Raw genomic sequence first — 20173 nt, 5'->3', positions numbered from 1 at the left:
AGGCGCGATGGACGTGCCCGCCGGGCCCCGTCCGGCGCCCCGCGGCGATCGGATCACCGTGCTGTTCGGTGGTCGCAACCGAAAAGTTAGTGATCAAACGGCAGTTTCGGTGGCTCGCTGGCTACGATTGCGCGGCGCCGTGTGCCCATTCGGTGAACACGGCGGCTTACTTCTAACTGCACGGAGGGGTCGATGGGCAGACGCAGGTGGGGGGCTCTGGCCGCGGGGGCCGCGCTCGCACTGGCGACGCTTACGGGGAGCCTCGCCGCGGGCACCCCGGCGCGCGCGGACCAGAGAGGGTCCGAACCGGGGCACGGCAAGGTCGTCAACGCCGACCCGGCGAACTACACGCCGAACGTCATCGACGGCGAGGTCAAGTCGATCATCAAGATCGGCGGCAAGATCTACGTCGGCGGCTCGTTCACCCAGGTGAAGGAGGTCGGCGCCAACAAGCCGACGCTGGTCCGCAACCGCCTGTTCGCCTTCGACGCCGCCACCGGCGCGATCGACCCCGACTTCGTCCCGAACCTCAACAAGGGTGAGGCCAGCGCGCTGCTGCCCGCCCCCGACGGCAAGTCGATCTACGTCGGGGGAAGCTTCAGCGAGATCAACGGCGTCCGGCACTTCGTGCTCGCCCGGATCAACGCCCAGACCGGCGCCCCCATCGCCTCGTTCGACCCCGAGCTCGACGCCAAGGTCCGGGACCTGCGGCTGGCGGGCGGCCGGCTGTACGTCGGCGGCACCTTCGCGACGGTCGGCGGCGCCGCGCGGGCGGCGCTCGCCACCCTCGACCCCGAGACGGGCGCCCGCGACGACTTCGTGAACCTGAACATCGCCGGCACCCAGACCGGCGACGGCGTCACCCAGATCTACAAGATGGACGTCAGCCCGGACGGCTCCAAGCTCGTCGGCATCGGCAACTTCAACTCCGTCGCGGGCAGCACCCGGCGGCAGATCGTCATGGTGGACCTCACGGGCCAGTCCGCGGCGCTCGCGAACTGGGACACCGTCCGCTACGCCGACCAGTGCTCGCAGTCGTTCGACACCTACATGCGCGACGTCGAGTTCTCCCCGAACGGCTCGTACTTCGTGGTGACGACCACCGGCGCGTACGGCGGCTCGGCGAAGCTGTGCGACACCCAGGCCCGCTGGGAGAGCGCCACCACCGGCGGCGGCCAGCAGCCGACCTGGGTGAACTACACCGGGGGCGACACCACCTACGCCGTGGAGATCACCGACACGGCCGTCTACACCGGCGGCCACTTCCGGTGGGCGAACAACCCGTTCGCGGGCGACAAGGCCGGCCAGGGCGCCGTCGGCCGCGAGGGCATCGTCGCGCTCGACCCGGTCAGCGGCCTGCCGTTCAGCTGGAACCCGGGCCGTGACAAGGGCGTCGGCGTCTTCGACATGCTGGCCACCGACGAGGGTCTGTGGATCGGCAGCGACACCGACAACGTCGGCGGCGAGTTCCACCAGAAGCTCGCGCTGTTCCCGGTCGCGGGCGGCACGACCGTCCCCGCCTACAGCACCGGCGAGCTGCCCGGGAACGTCTACTCCGGCGGCGGCATCGGCGTCGGGGCCGCCAACTACCTGAGGCACCGCTCGTTCGACGGCACCACCACCGGCGCCGCGGTCGACGACGGCACCGCGGGCGTCGACTGGCGGACCGCGCGCGGCGCGTTCATGGTCAACGGCGAGCTCTTCTACGGCTCGTCGGACGGCCAGTTCCGGCGCCGCTCGTTCGACGGCACCGCGCTCGGCGCAACCACGGCCATCGACACCGCCGACCAGCTCGTCAGCATGTCGACCTGGCATTCGCAGGTGCCGAACATCACCGGCATGTTCTTCGCCAATGGCCGGATCTACTACACGCGCGGGCAGTCCGCGCTGTACTACCGGACGTTCAACCCGGAGAGCAACGTCGTCGGCGCCCAGGAGTTCTCCGCCGTGGGCAACCTGGCCGGCATGAGCTGGAGCTCCGTCGGCGGCATGTTCGTCAACGGCGCGAACCTCTACTACGTCAACAACTCCAACGGCCGCCTCTACCGCGTCGCGTTCTCGGCGGCCGGGGTGCCGTCCGGCGCGTCGACCGAGGTCAGCACCGCCGACTGGCGCGGCCGGACGGTGTTCCTGTACGCGGGCACGCCGAACCAGCCGCCGAACGCCGCGTTCACCGCCAACTGCGACGCGCTCGACTGCGCGTTCAACGCGGCGGGCTCGTCCGACTCCGACGGTTCCATCGCCTCCTACGCGTGGGACTTCGGCGACGGCCAGAACGGCACCGGCGCCACGCCGCAGCACGCGTTCGCCGCGGCCGGCACCTACACGGTGAAGCTGACGGTGACCGACGACCGCGGCGGCAAGGGCACCAAGTCCCAGGACGTCACGGTCGCCCCGAACCAGGCGAACATCGGCTACCGGGGCGGCTCGGGCGGCAACGGCAACGTCACGACGGCCACCGCGCAGGTGCCGCCGGCGGTCCAGCCCGGTGACGGCATGCTGCTGATGCTGACGTTCAACAGCAGCGCCGCGACGATGACGACCCCGCCGTCCGGCTGGACGCAGGTCGGCACGCAGGCCGCGGGCACCGCGACGTCCGTCGTCTGGAAGCGCGTCGCCCAGGCCGGCGACGCCGGCACGCAGGTCGCCATCGCGCTCAGCGCCTACACCAAGGCCGACATCCGGCTGCTCGCCTACGAGGGCACCAACGCCACCGACCCGGTGGCGGCGGTGGCCAAGAGCAGCGACGCCGGCACCGTCACCGAGCACACCAGCCCGTCCGCGCAGGTGGACGCAGCCGGCTCGTGGGCGGTGTCGTACTGGGCGGACAAGTCGTCCAGCACCACGTCTTGGACGGCCCCGGCCGGCGTGGAGACCCGCGGCATCGGCATCGGCTCTGCCAGCGGCCGCATCACGGCCCTGGTCGGCGACAGCAACGGCACGGTCGCCACCGGCACCTACGGCGGCAAGACGGCGACGACCGACGCCGCCAGCCGCGCCGCGATGTGGACCATCATCCTGGCCCGCAAGTAAGAAGCACCACCGCACAAACGACGCCCCCCGCCGGACCACCGGCGGGGGGCGTCGCACGTAACGGAGGGCCCGGCGCGAGAAGCAACCAGCACCACCAACCCACCCGCCGCAGAAGCCGCCCCCGAAGCCGAGCCACCGCGACCAGAACCCCACGCGCAGCGCAGGCCCGCGCGAGGGCCAGGCCCGCGTGAAGGGCAGCGCTCACATAGAGGGCGCGCCACATGGAGGACGAGCCCGCGTCACGGGCAAGGCCGCGAAGGACGGCCCACGCGGTGAGGGACGCGCCGCGTGGAGGACGTGCCGTGTGAAGGGCGCGCTGCGTGAAGGGCGCGCCCGCGTGAGGGGCAGGCCCAACGCGGAGGACGCGCCGCGTGGAGGACGGGCCGTGTGAGGGGCGGGCGGCGTCGCGGGCGGGGTCGTGTGAGGGGCGGGCTTACGTGGAGGGCGGGGGCGCGTGAAGACGCGGTGCGCGAAGGGGAGGCCACGGGACGGGCAGGGGCGTGTGGGGGCGCGGCCTGCGTACGGTGGCGGTTTGTGGGGTGTGGCTTTGGGGTGGGTGCTTCAGGCGGCGCGAGGGGTTAGCAGAAGTCGCTCCAGGCCTGGCGGCTCTGGGTGTCCAGGAGGCGGAAGTCGCCGGTGCTCCAGTCGAGGTCGAAGTAGGCGACCCAGAGGGCGTTGCGCTTGGTGAGGTAGGCGTTCATGGCGCGGAGCCAGGAGGCGCGGCGGTCGCCGTTGTCGCCGGAGACGAGGTAGCTGCCGGTCTCGGCGACGCCGAACGGGAGGTTCTCGCCCTTGCTGACGGCCACGACGCGGTCGTACATGGTGGCCGGGTCGTCGTAGCGGCCCTTCTTCCAGCCGAGGTTGTAGACGTCCCAGCCGAGGACCTGGATGACGTCGCGGCCCGGGTAGTAGTCGCGCCAGTCGCGCTTGGACAGCGGGTCGAGGCTCCAGCCCATCAGGACGAGCGTGGCGTGGATGCGGGGGTTGTCGGCCTTGTCGGCGAGGGACCGCAGCCGCCGCCACGCGGCGCGGTAGTCGGCGGCGGTGAACTCGCCGGCGGCGATGTTGTCCTCGGGCTCGTGGTAGTAGACCCAGTAGAGGTCGCGGTCGCGCGGGGCGGTGGCGAACCAGCGGGTCATCGCCTGGTCGTACTTGCCGGCGATGACGTCCTTGGGCGCCAGCTTGAACGAGATGATCGGCGGGCGCTTCCCGGTGTCGGGCTTGCCGGGCCACGCCGGCGGGACGCCCTGGTAGAACAGCCGGACCGTCTCGAGGCCGCCGTAGGCGGCGTCCATGCGGGCGAGGGCCTTCTGGAAGGTCTCGCCGGGCTTGAGTTCGAGGGAGAGCCCGCAGAGCGTCCGGCCGCCGACCGGGGACGTCGTGGGGGTCTTCACCGGCTGCGGCGCCTCCCAGGTGGGCTCCGGCCCGGGCGCGGGAAGCGCCGTGCCGGACGTCTCCGGCGAGTTGCTCGGCGTCGGCGCGGGCGCGCCCGGCCGGGTCCGCAGGACGAGGCGCGGCCCGTCGCCGGTCTCCCGGGAGTGCAGCGAGACCGCCGACCGGCGGCCCTGGCCGGTGATGGCGAACGCGTAGTGGCCCGGGCCGTTCACCACCCGGCCGACGTCGAAGGACACCTTGGCCGAGTCGGCGGGGGCGGTCGCCACGACGGGCCCGGCGACCGGGCGGTTGCTCCAGGACGTGCCCTCCTCCGTCCAGGAGCCGGGCAGCGTGCGGAGCTCGACCTGGCGCGGCCGGTTCTCCAGCCGGTCGAACGTCATCTCCACGCGGGCCCCGGCGACCGCCGGGGTTCCGGGCGGCACGTCGAACGCGACGTAGGCCTCGGTGTGCCAGCCGGGCCACCGCGAGGCGGTGATCTTCCTGGCCCCGCCGAACGTGGTGCCCGGCATCTCGCGCACCACGTAGGTGTCGGCCGACGCGGGGACGGTGCCGTGCCCGCGCGCGGCGGCCGTCCGGGCGTTGTGGACCGTGCCGCTCCCCGACAGGACGATGGCGGCCGCGGAGCCGCCCACGACCAGCAGGGTGCCCGCGGTGGCGAAGTAGAGGAACGGGTTCGAGCCGCGCCGCCGGCCGCGGCGCCGGCGCGGCGCGTCCGGAGGGACGGGCAGGGAACGGCGGGCGTCGGGCCGGTGATGGCCGCCGGAGAACACCTCGCGCTGTCCGTGATGGCCCACCGACCCGCCCCCTCCCCGCAGAATGGCCCCGTTCCTATCTCACCACGACTCGCGGCTCAGCCCGCGGGGAACATCCCGAGGCGGCCGTGGTACTCGTGGCCGAGCTGGTCGGTGTCGCTGCCGACGAGCAGCCCCTTCGGGTGGGCGACCAGCGTCTCGACACCGTGACCGAGCGTCCGCGTGGGGTTCCACGCCAGCGCCTTGCCGGTCTTGGGGTTGAGCGCGCCGATGCCGGGGCGCGACACGGCGCCGGGGCCGGCGGAGTCGTGCCCGTAGGGGTTGTCCAGCCAGCGCTGGTGCCCGCCGACGTAGACGGCGGAGCCGGTCACCGAGGTGGACAGCAGCGTGTCGCCGCCCGTCCAGTTGACCCAGGTCGGCTTCTGCCCGGACCCGGTGCGGGACGACTCCCAGCGGGCGGCCGTGTCGCACATCTGGGTCTGGCCGTAGGGGCCGCCCGTGGTGACGACCACGAAGTACTTGCCGTCGGGTGAGAAGTCCATGCCGCGCATGTAGGTGTCGAACGCGGCGAGGTTGCAGGGCGAGGCGTACCGCTCGGTCGACCAGGTCGACAGCTTCGCGGTGCCCTTGCCCAGGTTGATCATCGCGATCTGGACCCGGCGCTGGCCGTTCACGCGGGTGAACGTCCCGTTGATCACCATGCGGGTGTCGGTGGGGTCGACCGCCATCCGGTACACCTTGAGGTCGCCGGCGCGGGGCTGGGTGATGCTGAAGTTGAACCCGTTGTCGGCCACGCCCGTGAGCCTGTCGACCCGCGCGATCGCGGTGCGCGCCTTGCCGCCCGCCTTGGTGAAGGAACCGCCGATGTAGAGCCGGGAGCCGCGCACCACCATGGTGTTCACCCGGTAGTTCACGTTGGGCTTGAAGCCGGTGTGGACCTTGTTGGTCGAGACCTTGAGCGCGGTGACCGTGCCGGTCTTGACGCCGTTGACGGTCGTGAACGTCCCGGCGGCGTAGATCCAGTCACTGGACCCGGGCTGCAGCGCGTGGACGGTCCCGTTGACCTTCGGGACGAAGGCCGTGCTGATCTTCCCCGTCCGCATGTCGTAGGCGAACAGGTTGTGCCGCTTGAGCGTCTTCTTGCCGCTGCCGGCCTCGCGGACCTCCTCGAAGTTCCCGCCGACGACGACCCAGTTCCCGACGACGGTGATGGCGCGGACGGTGCCGTCCAGCACGTGCGGGGTGTTGTTCACCGGGTTGGCGGAGACGACCGCCGGCTGGGCGAGGTCGGCGAAGGCGGCCGTGCCCGTGGCGGCGGGGACGGCGAGCGCCGCGAGTGCGGTGGCCGTGAGGCGGGCGAGGGTGGGGCGCATGAAGGTTCTCCGGAGTGCGGCCGGGGAGTCTGATGGCATCTTGTCCTACCACATCGCTGTATTGGGAGAAGGGCTTCCGGTGGAGTGCGTTATGAGAGCGATGCGGCTCGACCGGAGGGCGCCTTGCCGTGGCGCAGGCGATGGTAGAGCACGCGTGCGAGGTAGGCGCCCAGTTCGACGGTGTAGCGGCGCCAGAGGCGGCGTGGCTCGCGCGCCAGGCGGTAGAGGAAGCCGACGCGCAGCTTCAGGACCCAGGCCGGGTAGTAGTCGCGCCGTTCGGCCAGGTGCTCGAAGTAGGCGCCGCAGGTGATGATGACCGGCGCGGTGAGCCGGTCGCGGTACTCGGTGACGAACCGCTGCTGGAGCGGCGTGCCGAGGCCGACGTGCAGGATGTCCGGGGCCGCCTCGTTGATCTCGGCGACGAGGCGCTCGGCGGTCTCGGCGGGGATGCGGCCCTGCCCGTCCGCCCAGTGGCCGTGCAGGGTGCCCGCGATCTCCAGGCCCGGGTACCACGCGCGGAGGTTCGCGGCGGCGGCCTCGGCGACGCCGGGGGCGTTGCCGAACAGGAAGACGCGCCAGCCCTCCTCGGCCGGCTGGCCGAACAGGTCGTCGGTGAGGTCGTCGTTGGCCATCCGGCCGGGGACGGGGCGGCCGAAGACCTTCGCGGCCAGCACGACGCCCCAGCCGTCCGGGAGGTCGAGGTCGAAGCCGTTCATCAGGTCGCGCAGCGCCGGATCCTTCTGCGCCTTGAGGACGTAGTCGGGGTTGGCGAAGGTGACCGTCAGTTTGGACCGCTCCTTGACGGCCGCCGCCACGAAGGACCGGAACTGCGCGACGTCCGCGCGGCTGACCCGTACGCCGAGGACGTCCACGGTGTCGTGCGGCCATCGTTGGTCCACGTCTCGTTCTGCTCTCCTGAAGCGCCGGCGATGCCGGGGGAAACGGCCGGGGAGGGCAGCGTATCCCGGTTCGGAGCGGCGCGGCGGCGGAGGACGAGCCAGGCGGCGACCGTGGCGGAGGTGAGGACGGTCATGGTCCAGGCGAGGGGAGCGGGGCCGACTCCGAGCATCTTCAAGGAGGAGGCGACCAGCACGAGGGTCAGCACGCGCCGGATCAGGGCGCTCGGGGCGCGGGAGGAGATCCGGGAGCCGAGGTAGACGCCGGGGACGGAGCCGACGAGCAGGGCGGCGGTGACCTCCATCCGGAAGTCGCCGAACAGCAGATGGCCGATGGCGGCCGCGAAGACCAGCGGGACGGCCTGGAGCAGGTCCGTGCCGACGAGCTGGTTGGCCTTGAGCGTCGGGTAGAGGGCGAGCAGCGCGACGATGATCAGGGAGCCGGAGCCGACCGAGGTGACGCCGACGACGAGTCCGCCGACGGCGCCGATCAGCACGGTCGGGACGGGGCGGACCGCGATCTCGGGGGTCCGGCCGCCGTCGCCCCCGGCCGGTCCGGAGCGCCCCCGGTAGGCGAGGTAGCCGCGCAGCACGAGTCCGGCGGCGGCGATCATCAGGGCGACGCCCATCGCCTTGCCGATGACGTTCTCGACGGAGTGCCCGTGGCCGAGCGCGCGGGCCAGCAGGACGCCGGAGAAGGCGGCGGGCACCGAGCCCGCGCACAGCCAGCCGACCAGCCGCATGTTGATCGTGCCCTGCCGGTAGTGGACGGCGCTGCCGACCGGCTTCATCACGGCCGCGGCGACCAGGTCGCTGGAGACGGCGGCGAGCGGGCTCACCCCGAAGAAGGTCACGAGCATGGGCGTCATCAGGGCGCCGCCGCCCATACCGGTCAGTCCCACGATGATGGCGACGAGGAACGAGCCGAGCGCCATCGTCCAATCGAAGTCCATCGGCATGGCCTACCTGTCATGTAGGAAATATGGTTAACACCATAGGCGACGCCCCCCAGATCAGGTAAGTCAGGGTGGGAAGGGACGAATGGGGCGGGGGAGGCTACTCCGGTCGCACCCAGCCGCCGTCGACCAGCAGGTCGAGGACCTGGGCGACCGCCTCGTCCGGCGTCAGCCGGGAGGTGTCGAGCGTCAGGTCGGCGTCGTCCGGCTCCTCGTAGGGGTCGGAGATCCCGGTGAACTCGGGGATCTGGCCGGCGCGGGCCTTGGCGTACAGGCCCTTGCGGTCGCGGCGCTCGCACTCCTCCAGCGGCGTCGCCACGTGCACGAGGATGAAGTCGCCCACGGCGGACACCATCCGGCGCACCTCGGCGCGCGTGGCCGCGTAGGGGGCGATCGGCGCGCAGATGGCGGTGCCGCCGTGCCGGGTGATCTCGGCGGCGACGAAGCCGATGCGGCGGATGTTGAGGTCGCGGTCGGCGCGGGAGAACGTGAGGCCCGCCGACAGCATCCGCCGGACGACGTCGCCGTCCAGGAGCGTGACCGTCCGGCCGCCGCGCTCCACCAGCGCGTCGGCCAGGGCGCGCGCGACCGTGGACTTCCCGGAGCCGGACAGGCCGGTGAAGAACACCGTGATGCCGCGCGAGCGCTTCGGCGGGCGCGCCAGCGCCAGCTCGGCGGCGACGGCGGGCGGGGTGAACCAGTCGGGGACGGGCTCGCCCGCGTCGAGCAGCTCGTTCAGCCGCTCGGGGGTCAGCTCGGCCTGGACGTGGTCGGGCTCGATGCGCGCGACGGGCCGCCAGACCTCCACGTCGGCGTCGTAGGCCCACGGCTCCGGCACGACGAGCGGGATGGCGGTGTCCTCCATCTCCCGCTCCGCGAGCAGGTGGGTGGCGCCGTAGGCCGCCGCGACGTGCGCGTGGAGCAGGACGTCGCGCTCCCGGTCGCCGCGCGCGGGCAGCGGCACGGGGATGATCTGGGTGCCCTCCGGCAGCTCCTTGCGGACGCCCAGCAGCGCCCGGACGAGGGACTCGTCGTGCTCGCCGCCCAGCAGCGGCAGGACGAGCACCTTCGCGGCGAGCCGCTCGGCGACCTGGCGGAGCTGGCCGAGCTGCTTGCGGTGCAGGGGCTCCCGGGTGGCCACCGCCAGCACGCTGCCCTCGAACGCGTCCAGCTCGTCGGGGCGGCGGCGCAGGCGGTGGAACGGTCCGTGCGCGGGGGCGCGGAGCGCCTCCAGCGGTCCGGCGAGCCGCCACGCCTGGGTGGTCGGGTCCTGCCACGCCTCGCCGACCTTCAGCACCGCGAGCGGCACGCCCTCGGGGTCCTGCAGGACGATCCGCTCATGACCGGTCAGGTCCTTGGGGACCGTGAGCGTGACCGGGACCGGCCACGGGGTGCCGTCCGCGAGCCGCCCCCCGGCGATCACCATGGCGGTGTCGAACGAGCCGAGGAAGCCCGTCAGCGGGCGGTGGACGCCCGCCAGGATCAGTTCGAGGTCGGCGAGCTCGACCGGGTCCGGCGTCCAGGCGGGCAGGTCGCGCAGCGTGTCGGGAAGGCCGGCTTCGACGGTCACCGCGATCTCCGATCCCGCCCGGCCGCGGGGCCGGGCTCGTCCGTGTCGAGCAGGGGTATACGCAGGAAAAATACTGCCCCGTCCGGACCGCGCGCACGTCCGCCCCGGCTCGGACGCATCGTCCCCTCCGCTCAGATGACCCGTGCGAAACGGTTCTCGGGTTTGCGGATGACGAAGGTGACCTCGCTGTGGTCGGCGGTGAGGCGGCCCCGGCCTGCCGCCGACACCAGCCGGCACAGCAGGTCGGCGAGGCCAGTTCCGGCCCCGAAGCGCGGCAGGGCGTCGAGGGACTGCCTTGAGGTGTACTCCTCGGCGATGACCAGCCCCCGCATGACGCAGTACCAGCGCATGCCCGCCAGGGACGCGACCCGGTCGTAGATGGCGGGCGGCGGGCTCGTCCGGATGACCGGCACCGGGCGGGGCGCGGCGGCGGCCGGCGCCGGCCCGGCCCCCTCGGGCTCCCGTGCCGCGGGCACGGGCGGGGGCTCTCCCGCCGGGGCCTGCTCGGCGCCGGCGGGCCCGGCCCCGTCGGCGCCCACCGGGTACGGGACGCGGGCGTGGGCGCCGCGGGCCCGGCCCCGGCGGTCCGCGACCGGGGGGCGCCCGGTACGGGGGCGGCGCCTCCGGCCGGACGCGCGCAGCCACCGTGGGAGCGTGCGGTCCAGGAACCCGAACGCGGTGTCGCGGTCGCGCATGTGCACCAGCAGCAGCCCGCCGGGCTTCAGCGCGGCCACGAACCGGTCGAGGACCAGCTCGGCGTGCGGGACGCGCTCGATCAGGTACGTGGCGTGGACGATGTCGAAGGCGCGCGGCGGCAGCGGGACGGTGCGCAGGTCGCCGAGGTGCCAGGTGTCGAGGTCGGGCCGCTCGCAGGTGTAGGCGCGCAGCTCCGGGGACTCCATGTCGACCCCGGTGACGTCGCATTCGCGGCCGCCGAGGTCCAGGCCCGTCCCCCAGCCGCAGCCCGCTTCGAGGATGTGGATCCGCTGCAGGGGCTTCTCTAGGGCGTACTGGCGGGCGCGTTCTGAGAAGAGATCGCCGTCGTTGACCGGCGGCGTACGCAGATCGGTCACAGTCTCGCAGCGTAATCGTCCGGATGCGCTCCGTCCCCTATTTGCCTTTTCTTGGCGGCGCCCGTGTCGCCCTGACCACGCGCTGGGGCCTTCAAGGGCGCTTCAGCGGCGGTCGAACGGGTGCGGTCCAGGGCGCGTACCCTGGTACGCGATACCGGGGTCCGCTGGGATTCCGGGTTTTCGGGCTGCCCTGCCTCGGGGTGAGCGGCGAAGTAGCGGCGAAAAATCGGGCGAATAATGACGCTTTCTGGACTTGTTGACCTTGCGTGCACCGACCCCGGTCTGCGGCACGCGCTCTCGCGGGCGCGTTCGGACACCGAGATCGTGGCGCCCCCGGCGCTGTGGCCGATCCTGGCCGCCGCCCTGAGCCGCCGCCTCCGCGAGGACGGCGGCGGCGTCGTGCTCGCGGTGACCGCGACCGGCCGCGAGGCGGAGGACCTGACCGCCGCGCTGTCGAGCCTGCTCGCCCCCGACCGCGTCGCGCACTTCCCGGCGTGGGAGACGCTGCCGCACGAGAAGCTGTCGCCGCGCTCGGACACGGTGGGGCAGCGGCTCGCGGTGCTGCGCCGCCTCGTCCACCCGGGCGCGGGCGGCCCGCCCGGCGAGGACGGATCGGCCAAGGGCGGCGTGCTGGACGTCGTGGTGACGCCGGTCCGCGCGGTGCTCCAGCCGATCGTGTCAGGGCTCGCCGACCTGGAGCCGGTGCGGCTCGCCTCCGGCGAGGACGCCGACATGGACGACACGGTCCGGAGCCTGGTGGACGCCGGGTACCACCGCGTCGACCTGGTGGAGAAGCGCGGCGAGATCGCGGTGCGCGGCGGGATCCTCGACGTGTTCCCGCCGACCGAGGAGCACCCGCTCCGGGTGGAGTTCTGGGGCGACACCGTCGAGGAGATCCGCTACTTCAAGGCCGCCGACCAGCGCTCCCTGGAGGTCGCGCAGGCCGGGCTGTGGGCGCCGCCGTGCCGCGAGCTGCCGCTGACGGACAAGGTGCGCGAGCGCGCGAAGCTGCTCGCCGAGGAGCACCCGGCACTGGAGGAGATCCTCGGCCGGATCGCCGACGGCGACACCGTCGAGGGCATGGAGGCGTTCTCGCCCGTCCTCGCCGACAGCATGGAGTTGCTGACCGACCTGCTGCCGGACGGGTCGGCGCTGCTGGTCTGCGAGCCCGAGCGGATCCGCACCCGGTCGGTGGAGATGGTCCGCACGAGCCAGGAGTTCCTGGAGGCGAGCTGGGTCAACGCCGCCGCCGGGGGAGAGGCGCCGATCGACCTCGGCGCCGCGGCGTTCCGCTCCCTGGAGGAGGTCCGCGCGCACAGCGCGGAGCTGGGGCTGCCGCGGTGGAGCGTGACGGCGCTGAACCCGCTCGCGGCGGGCGGCGCGGCCGGCGAGCTCCCCGACGGCGGGCACGAGGGCGGCGGCGCGGAGGCGCTGAGCCTCGGCGTGCAGGCCGCGGAGGCGTACCGCGGCGACACCTCCCGCGTCGTCGGCGACCTCAAGGGCTGGACGGACGGCGGCTGGCGCGTGGCGCTGGTCACCGCCGGGCACGGGCCCGCCGAGCGCCTCGTCCAGCTCGCCCGGGAGGAGGGCGTCGGAGCCCGGCTCGCCGACCTCGCCGAGCCGCCCGAGCCGTCGGTGGTCACCGTCACGACCGGGCTGCTGGAGAGCGGGTTCATCTGGGAGTCGGTCAAGCTCGCGGTGCTGACCGAGACCGACCTGTCGGGGCAGAAGTCGTCCACCCGCGACATGCGGCGCATGCCGTCGCGGCGGCGCGGCGGCATCGACCCGCTCCAGCTCAAGCCGGGCGACTACGTCGTGCACGAGCAGCACGGCGTGGGGCGCTACGTGGAGATGGTCAGCCGGACGGTGCAGGGCGCCACCCGCGAGTACCTGATCCTGGAGTACGCCAAGAGCGACCGGCTGTTCGTCCCGACCGACCAGCTGGAGGAGCTCACCCGGTACGTCGGCGGCGAGGCGCCCAGCCTGCACCGGCTCGGCGGCGCCGACTGGCAGAAGGCCAAGTCCCGCGCCCGCAAGGCGGTCAAGCAGATCGCCGGGGAGCTGATCCGGCTGTACTCGGCGCGGATGGCGAGCCCCGGCCACGCGTTCGCGCCCGACACCCCGTGGCAGCGGGAGCTGGAGGACGCGTTCCCCTACAACGAGACGCCCGACCAGCTCGCCGCCATCGACGAGGTGAAGGGCGACATGGAGCGGTCCGTCCCGATGGACCGGCTCATCTGCGGCGACGTCGGCTACGGCAAGACCGAGATCGCCGTGCGGGCGGCGTTCAAGGCCGTCCAGGACGGGCGGCAGGTCGCGGTGCTGGTGCCGACGACGCTGCTGGTGCAGCAGCACATGTCGACGTTCAGCGAGCGGTTCGCGGCGTTCCCCGTCACGGTGCGGCCGATCAGCCGGTTCCAGTCCGACAAGGAGATCGAGGAGACGCTGCGCGGGCTGTCGGAGGGCTCGGTGGACGTCGTGGTCGGCACGCACCGGATCCTGTCCTCGCAGACCCGGTTCAAGAACCTCGGCCTGGTGATCATCGACGAGGAGCAGCGGTTCGGCGTCGAGCACAAGGAGGAGCTGAAGCGGCTCCGGACGCAGGTGGACGTGCTCGCCATGTCCGCGACGCCGATCCCGCGGACGCTGGAGATGGGCCTCACCGGCATCCGGGAGATGTCGACGATCCTCACCCCGCCGGAGGAGCGGCACCCCGTCCTGACGTTCGTCGGCCCGTACGAGGAGAAGCAGATCGCCGCGGCGATCAGGCGCGAGCTGCTGCGCGAGGGCCAGGTGTTCTTCGTGCACAACCGGGTCCGGTCCATCAACAAGGTGGCGGCGAACCTGGCGCGGCTCGTCCCGGAGGCGCGGATCGCGGTCGCGCACGGCCAGATGAACGAGAACGAGCTCGAGAAGGTCATGGTCGACTTCTGGGAGAAGAACCACGACGTCCTCGTCGCGACCACGATCGTGGAGTCCGGGCTGGACGTGCCGAACGCCAACACCCTCATCGTCGACCGCGCCGACATGTACGGGCTGTCGCAGCTCCACCAGCTGCGCGGGCGCGTCGGGCGCGGCCGGGAGCGGGCCTACTCCTACTTCCTCTACCAGCCGGAGCAGCCGCTCACCGAGACCGCGCACGAGCGGCTCGCGACGCTGGCGCAGCACACCGAGGTCGGCGCCGGCATGTACGTCGCGATGAAGGACCTGGAGATCCGCGGCGCGGGCAACATCCTCGGCGCCGAGCAGTCCGGGCACGTCGCGGGCGTCGGGTTCGACCTGTACGTCCGGATGGTCGGCGAGGCGGTGCGGGAGCTGAAGGAGGGCGGCGGCGAGCCCGAGGCCGTCGAGACGAAGGTCGAGCTGCCCGTCGACGCGCACCTGCCGCACGAGTACGTGCCGGGCGAGCGGCTCCGGCTGGACGCCTACCGGCGGATCGCCGCGATCACGTCCGAGGACGAGATCGGCGCCGTGCACGAGGAGCTGAAGGACCGGTTCGGGCCGCTGCCCGTCCCGGTGCTGAACCTGCTGGAGGTCGCCCGGTTCCGGGCCAAGGCCCGCAAGGCGGGGCTGACCGACGTCACCCTGCAGGGCAACTTCGTCAAGTTCATGCCCGTGCACCTGCCCGACTCCAAGCAGGTGCGGCTCCAGCGGCTGTACCCGAAGAGCATCCTGAAGCCGGCGACCGACACCCTGCTGGTGCCCGCGCCTAAGACCGCGCCGCTCGGCGGCCGTCCGCTGCGCGACCAGGAGCTGCTGAAATGGGCGACCGACCTGGTGGACGCGCTGTTCCTGGAGTCCCCGGCGCGGCGCTAGGCTGGCGCCGCCCCGATAGGGCGATATTCGACCGAGCGACGAGACGAGGAATCCGTGCCTGGTAAGTCCGTGAAGGCAGCGGTGGCGGCCGTGCTGGCGGCCGGCGCGCTGGCCGGCTGCGGCGGCTCCCCGAAGGTCGGCACCGCCGCACTCGTCGGCGACGACCGCATCACCGTCAGCACGCTCAGCCAGACCGTCCGCGACTGGCGCGCGCAGTTCCGCGCGGACCCGGCGGCCAACGAGCTGCGCGCGAACCCGGCGGGCCCGGCGCCGCAGCTCGCCGGCGACTCCGAGTCCGACCTGCAGGGCGCACTCACCCTGCTGATCAACTTCCGGGTCGCCGACCGGGTGGCGCGGCGGGCGGGGGTGGAGGTCACCGGAGGGCAGGTCGACGGCGCCCTCCAGGCCCTGGACCACCAGGGCGGGGCCCAGTCGATCACGCTGGCGAGCGGGCTGCCCCGCGCGCACGCCCGCGACCTGGCCCGGCTCGTGGCCACGCAGCTCGCGGTCATGCAGCGGTTCGGCGCCGACCTGAACAACCGGCTGAGCCCGGCGACGCAGCAGGCCGGCCGGCAGTGGAACGAGCTGTTCCAGCGCACCGCCGCCGGGATGCACATCGAGGTGAACCCGCGCTACGGGCACTACGACCCCGCCAGGTTCGAGGTCGCCCCGATCGTGTACCGGCTGTCCAGCCCCGATTCGGGTATCTGAGGCGCATGAGCCTCACCCTGCTCGCGACCACCCACCGCGTCGCGCCGGGCCTGCTGTCGTGGCGGGCCTGGGACGCGCTCCGGTCGGCGGACGCCGTCCGGCTCCGGGGCGGGCATCCGCTGCTGCCCGCGCTCCTGGACGCGGGCGTCGTCCCGGACCTCGTGGACGCCCCCGACCCGGCCCTGCTGGTCGCCGACGCCCGCGCCGCGGACGTGCTGTGGGTGGCCGCGCCCGAGGGCGACGAGGCGCTGATGCGCGAGATCGGGGCGCTCGTCGTCGACGACCCGCTGGACGTCGAGGTGCTGCACGGCTCCTACGACCTGCCCGGCGCGCGGCTGCTCGACCTGGTCTCGGTGATGGACACGCTGCGCCGCGAATGCCCGTGGGACCGCAAGCAGACGCACGCCACCCTCGTCCCGTACCTGCTGGAGGAGGCCTACGAGGTCCTCGACACCGTCGAGGAGGGCGACTACGGCGCGCTCCGCGAGGAGCTGGGCGACGTGCTGATGCAGGTGGCGTTCCACTCGGTGGTGGCCGCCGAGCGCGACGACGGGACCGCGTTCACGATCGACGACGTGGCGGGCGCGATCGTCGACAAGCTCGTCCGGCGGCACCCGCACGTGTTCGGGGACGTCACCGTCTCCGGCGCCGACGAGGTCAACGCCAACTGGGAGCAGATCAAGGCGGCCGAGCGGGCGGAGAAGAGCGGCGCGGACGCCTCGGCGCTCGACGGGGTGCCGATGGGCCAGCCCGCGCTGTCGCTGGCGGCGCAGCTGCAGCGCCGCGCCGGGCGCATCGGCGCGCCGGCCGCCCTCGCCGACGGCCTGGCGGACGAGGCCGGGGCCGAGTTCGGCGGACGGCTGTTCGCGCTGGTCCGGGAGGCCGGTGAGCGGGGTGTGGACGCGGAGGCCGAGTTGCGCGCCGTTTCGCGGGTATTCCGCGAGCGTGTCCGAGCGTGGGAGCGGCGGGAGCGACGCGACCCCTGAATCGGGGGATAATGGGCGAAACCTCGCCGATGGGGTGGCCCGCGCGAGATGCCGCGTCTACTCTGAGCGCGTGCCGACCGAGCCCGGAAGCGACGCAGGGGATACCGGGAGCGGGGTCCCGGCGGCGCGGCGCCCTCGCCCGCGACGCCTGCTCACCTCGTCGACGACCCGTGCCGAGAAGGCCCGCGCGGTGCGCGGCCTCGGCGCCTTCGGCGGGCTGGCCGGCCTGCTCGTCGCGCTCCTGCTGCTGCCGACCGCGTGCACGGCGGGCGTCGGCGCCCGCGACGCCGCCGGCTGGTTCGAGGCCGAGCCGGACGGACTGTCGACCTCCGGCGTCCCGCAGCGCTCGAAGATCCTCGCCGCGGACGGCACCACCATCGCCACGTTCTTCTACCAGAACCGGGTCGACGTCCCGCTGGAGAAGATCGCCCCGGTGGTGCGCCAGGCGGTGCTGGCGATCGAGGACAGCCGGTTCTACGAGCACGGCGCCATCGACGCGCAGGGCACGCTGCGGGCGCTCGCCAGCAACCTCAGCAGCGGCCAGGTGACGCAGGGCGGCTCCGGCATCACCCAGCAGTACGTGAAGAACCTGCTGCTCACCCAGGCCGACTCCGACGCCGAGCGGCGGGAGGCGCGGGAGGTCTCGGCCGCCCGCAAGATCCGCGAGCTGAAGTACGCGGTGGCGCTGGAGAAGAAGTTCAGCAAGGACGAGATCCTGCGCCGCTACCTGAACATCGCCTACTACGGCGACGGCGCCTACGGCGTCGAGGCGGCGTCGCGGCACTACTTCTCCAAGCACGCCTCCCAGCTCACGCTGCCCGAGGCGGCGCTGCTCGCCGGCGTCGTCCGCTACCCCTACGCCTACGACCCGATCCGGCACCCCGGGGCGGCCCGGGAGCGCCGCGACACCGTCCTGACCCGGATGGCCGAGCTCGGCTGGATCGACCAGGCCAAGGCGGACGAGGCCAAGCGGGAGCCCCTCAAGCTGGACGTCGACAACGTCCGCAGCGGCTGCGTCACCAGCAAGGCCCCGTTCTTCTGCGACTACGTCCAGCGCGAGATCCTCACCGACCCGGTGTTCGGGAAGACGCAGCTGGACCGCGAGAAGCTGCTCAAGCGCGGCGGCCTGACGATCCGCACCACCCTGGACAGGCGGGCGCAGAAGGCCGCGCAGCGCGCCGTCGACGGGCACGTCCCGCCGAAGAACTCCGCGCACAAGGCCGCCGCCGAGGCGATGGTCGAGCCGGGCACCGGCGAGATCAAGGCGATGGCCGTGGACCGCCGGCTCGGCCCCGACCGGGACCGCGGCAAGACGTGGATCAACTTCGCCGCCGACGCCAGCCACGGCTCCAGCATCGGCATGCAGGCCGGGTCGACGTTCAAGGCGTTCACGCTGGCCGCCGCGCTGGACGAGGGGCTGCCGTTCGGCACCCGGCTGATGGCGCCGCGCGCGTACACGCCGGTCGGCTACCGCAACTGCGACGGCGACCGCGTCGGCGACCCGTCGGCGTCCCTGCGCAACTCCGCCGACGGCGAGGGCGGCAAGCAGTTCAGCCTCGTCACCGGGACGCACCACTCGGTCAACACGTTCTTCCTCGCCCTGGAGAAGAAGGTCGGCCTCTGCGACACCGTCAGGATGGCCGAGCGGCTCGGGATGAAGCAGGCGAACGGCAAGGCGCTGGAGCAGTACCCGTCGTTCACGCTGGGCTTCAACCCCGTCTCGCCGCTGCGGCTGGCGGCGGCCTACGCGGCGTTCGGCGCCCGCGGCCGCTACTGCGAGCCGGTCGCGATCCGGGAGATCCGCGACGCCTCCGGCCACCGGCTGAAGGTCCCGGGCCGGCACTGCGAGCAGGCGCTCGACGAGGGCGTCGCGGACGCCGTCAACTACGTCCTGCGAGGCGTCCTGACCAAGGGGACCGCGCGCGGCATGGGCCTCGGCCGCGACGCCGCCGGCAAGACCGGGACCGTCGACAACTTCTCCGCCGCCTGGTTCGCCGGGTACACCCCGGACCTCGCGGCGGCGGTGTGGGTCGGCGACCCGCGCGGCGGCTACAAGCACCCGATGGAGAACCTGTGCATGGACGGCCGGTGCTACGGCGCCGTGTTCGGGGCGACGATCCCGGCGCCGATCTGGCAGCAGAGCATGCTCGGGGCGCTCTCGCACACCGACCCGACCTCGTTCCACCGGCCCCCGTCGCACTTCTTCAGCAGGGGCTCCGGCGAGGACCGGGCCAAGGTGCCCGACGTGCGCGGCATGAAGCCGAGCGAGGCCGTGGCCCGGCTCCGCGCCGCGGGCTTCAAGGCGCGGGTGGGCGCGCCCGTCGAGTCCCGCCGGTTCCCGAAGGGGACGGTCGCCGGCATGTCGCCGACGTCGGCCGAGCCCGGCGACACCATCACGCTGCACATCAGCAAGGGCGCCAAGCGCAAGCAGGACAAGCAGCGGCGGGGAGGCGGCCTGCCCACCGGCCCGGTCGTCCCGGCGCCCGGCGACCCCGCCCAGCAGGCCCCCGCCTGACCTGGGTCGACGTGTGATCGTCCGGCTGCCGGGTAGATCGGTTCGGGGAGATCGACAGCGGGGACGGACACCCGCACTGATCGTTTCGGGGGACGAATCGCCATGCGAGCCATCGCCGTGTCGGAGTACGGGGCCACCCCGGCGCCGATGAACCTGCCGCGCCCGGAGCCGGGACCGGGCGAGATCCTGGTGCGGGTGATCGCCGCGGGGCTCAACCCGCTGGACTGGAAGATCGCCGAAGGCATGCTCAAGGACTCCGTCGACGTGCCGTTTCCGCTGATCCTCGGCCGGGACGGCGCGGGCGTCGTGGAGGAGGCCGGCGAGGGGGTGACCCGGCTGCGGGCCGGTGAGCAGGTGTACGGGTGCTTCGCGGCGGTGGAGCGGGGGCTCGGCAGCTACGCCGAGTACGCGATCGTCCGCGAGGACGGGCCCGTCGCGAAGATGCCGGAGGGCATGATCTACACGCAGGCGGCGGCGGTGCCGACGGCGAGCGCGACCGCCCTCGCCATGGTCGAGCAGGCGCGGATCGACACCGGCCAGACCGTCCTCGTGGTCGGCGCGACCGGCGGCGTCGGGCAGAGCGTCGTGCAGCTCGCGGCCCGCGCGGGAGCCAAGGTCATCGCGACCGCCCGCGACGACATGGCGGGCACGATGCGGCGCCTCGGCGCGGACGAGACCGTCGACCACTCGGCCGGCGACCTCAACCGGCAGGTGCTCGGCGTCCACACCGACGGGATCGACGCCGTCCTCGACATGGTCAGCGACACCCGGGCGGCCGAGCACCTCGCGCAGCTGCTCCGGCCGGGCGGCACCTACATCACCACCACCTGGGCGGTGAACCCCGACGCCATGGAGGCCAAAGAGCTGCGCGGCGTCAACTTCAAGGGCGAGCCGTCCGCCGAGCTGCTGGACCGGCTCTCCGACCTGATCGACGCGGGCGCGCTGCGCGTCCGGGTCGAGCGGGAGGTACCGCTGGAGCAGGCGGCCGACGCCCTCGCCGACAACCGGCTCGGCGGCGCGCGCGGCAAGACCGTGTTGCGCATCTGACACCTCGCGGAGGTGAGGACGGCGGCGGTGCGGGCATGCAGAGCCGGGAG

Annotated in this window: 12 protein-coding genes; 6 read left to right on the top strand and 6 right to left on the bottom strand. The window is 73.1% G+C overall.

Annotation, left to right across the window (positions count from 1 at the left end):
- Positions 1 to 192 precede the first annotated feature (192 nt).
- Positions 193 to 3033 carry a PKD domain-containing protein gene (locus ABWI07_RS07770; protein ID WP_353818043.1) on the top strand — a complete coding sequence of 947 codons (2841 nt, stop codon included), beginning with the start codon at positions 193 to 195 and terminating at the stop codon, positions 3031 to 3033.
- 578 nt (positions 3034 to 3611) lie between these two features.
- Here the strand turns inward: ABWI07_RS07770 and ABWI07_RS07765 are convergent.
- The 6 genes from ABWI07_RS07765 to ABWI07_RS07740 form a co-directional block, all read right to left on the bottom strand.
- Positions 3612 to 5222 (bottom strand): CBM96 family carbohydrate-binding protein, encoded by a 1611-nt coding sequence (locus tag ABWI07_RS07765; RefSeq protein ID WP_353818042.1) that lies wholly within the window; start codon positions 5220 to 5222, stop codon positions 3612 to 3614.
- Positions 5223 to 5278: 56 nt separating this feature from the next.
- Entirely contained in the window at positions 5279 to 6553 is a 1275-nt protein-coding gene (locus tag ABWI07_RS07760; protein WP_353818041.1) for a hypothetical protein, read from the bottom strand.
- An 89-nt stretch (positions 6554 to 6642) separates the two neighbouring features.
- Positions 6643 to 7452, bottom strand: a complete 810-nt coding sequence (locus ABWI07_RS07755; RefSeq protein WP_353818040.1) for a WecB/TagA/CpsF family glycosyltransferase — start codon at positions 7450 to 7452, stop codon at positions 6643 to 6645.
- The gene (locus ABWI07_RS07750; protein WP_353818039.1) at positions 7335 to 8402 is read right to left on the bottom strand and encodes a sulfite exporter TauE/SafE family protein; all 1068 of its coding nucleotides are present in this window, start codon (positions 8400 to 8402) and stop codon (positions 7335 to 7337) included. The genes ABWI07_RS07755 and ABWI07_RS07750 overlap by 118 nt, the downstream gene beginning before the upstream one ends.
- Before the next feature lie 103 nt (positions 8403 to 8505).
- Positions 8506 to 9975: an adenylyl-sulfate kinase gene (gene cysC / locus ABWI07_RS07745; RefSeq protein ID WP_353818038.1), complete on the bottom strand. Its 1470-nt coding sequence runs from the start codon at positions 9973 to 9975 to the stop codon at positions 8506 to 8508.
- Between the two features lie 131 nt (positions 9976 to 10106).
- The gene (locus tag ABWI07_RS07740; protein ID WP_353818037.1) at positions 10107 to 11048 is read right to left on the bottom strand and encodes a class I SAM-dependent methyltransferase; all 942 of its coding nucleotides are present in this window, start codon (positions 11046 to 11048) and stop codon (positions 10107 to 10109) included.
- A 237-nt stretch (positions 11049 to 11285) separates the two neighbouring features.
- Between ABWI07_RS07740 and mfd the strand changes: the two genes are divergently transcribed.
- The 5 genes from mfd (at position 11286) to ABWI07_RS07715 (ending at position 20123) form a co-directional block, all read left to right on the top strand.
- Entirely contained in the window at positions 11286 to 14864 is a 3579-nt protein-coding gene (gene mfd, locus ABWI07_RS07735; RefSeq protein WP_353818036.1) for a transcription-repair coupling factor, read from the top strand.
- Between the two features lie 54 nt (positions 14865 to 14918).
- Positions 14919 to 15575 carry a hypothetical protein gene (locus ABWI07_RS07730; RefSeq protein WP_149260957.1) on the top strand — a complete coding sequence of 219 codons (657 nt, stop codon included), beginning with the start codon at positions 14919 to 14921 and terminating at the stop codon, positions 15573 to 15575.
- Positions 15576 to 15580: 5 nt separating this feature from the next.
- Entirely contained in the window at positions 15581 to 16561 is a 981-nt protein-coding gene (gene mazG, locus ABWI07_RS07725; protein ID WP_149260956.1) for a nucleoside triphosphate pyrophosphohydrolase, read from the top strand.
- A 70-nt stretch (positions 16562 to 16631) separates the two neighbouring features.
- Positions 16632 to 19076 carry a penicillin-binding protein gene (locus ABWI07_RS07720; protein ID WP_160160989.1) on the top strand — a complete coding sequence of 815 codons (2445 nt, stop codon included), beginning with the start codon at positions 16632 to 16634 and terminating at the stop codon, positions 19074 to 19076.
- A 102-nt stretch (positions 19077 to 19178) separates the two neighbouring features.
- A complete protein-coding gene (locus ABWI07_RS07715) occupies positions 19179 to 20123 on the top strand; it encodes an NADP-dependent oxidoreductase (protein ID WP_353818035.1) in 945 nt (314 codons plus the stop codon).
- The last annotated feature ends 50 nt before the right edge of the window (positions 20124 to 20173 follow it).

It is taken from the genome of Actinomadura sp. NPDC000600, from assembly GCF_040492135.1.
Taxonomy (GTDB): Bacteria; Actinomycetota; Actinomycetes; order Streptosporangiales; family Streptosporangiaceae; genus Spirillospora.
The sequence above is the reverse complement of the archived record's forward strand: the minus strand, read 5'-3'. Positions and strand labels throughout refer to the sequence as shown.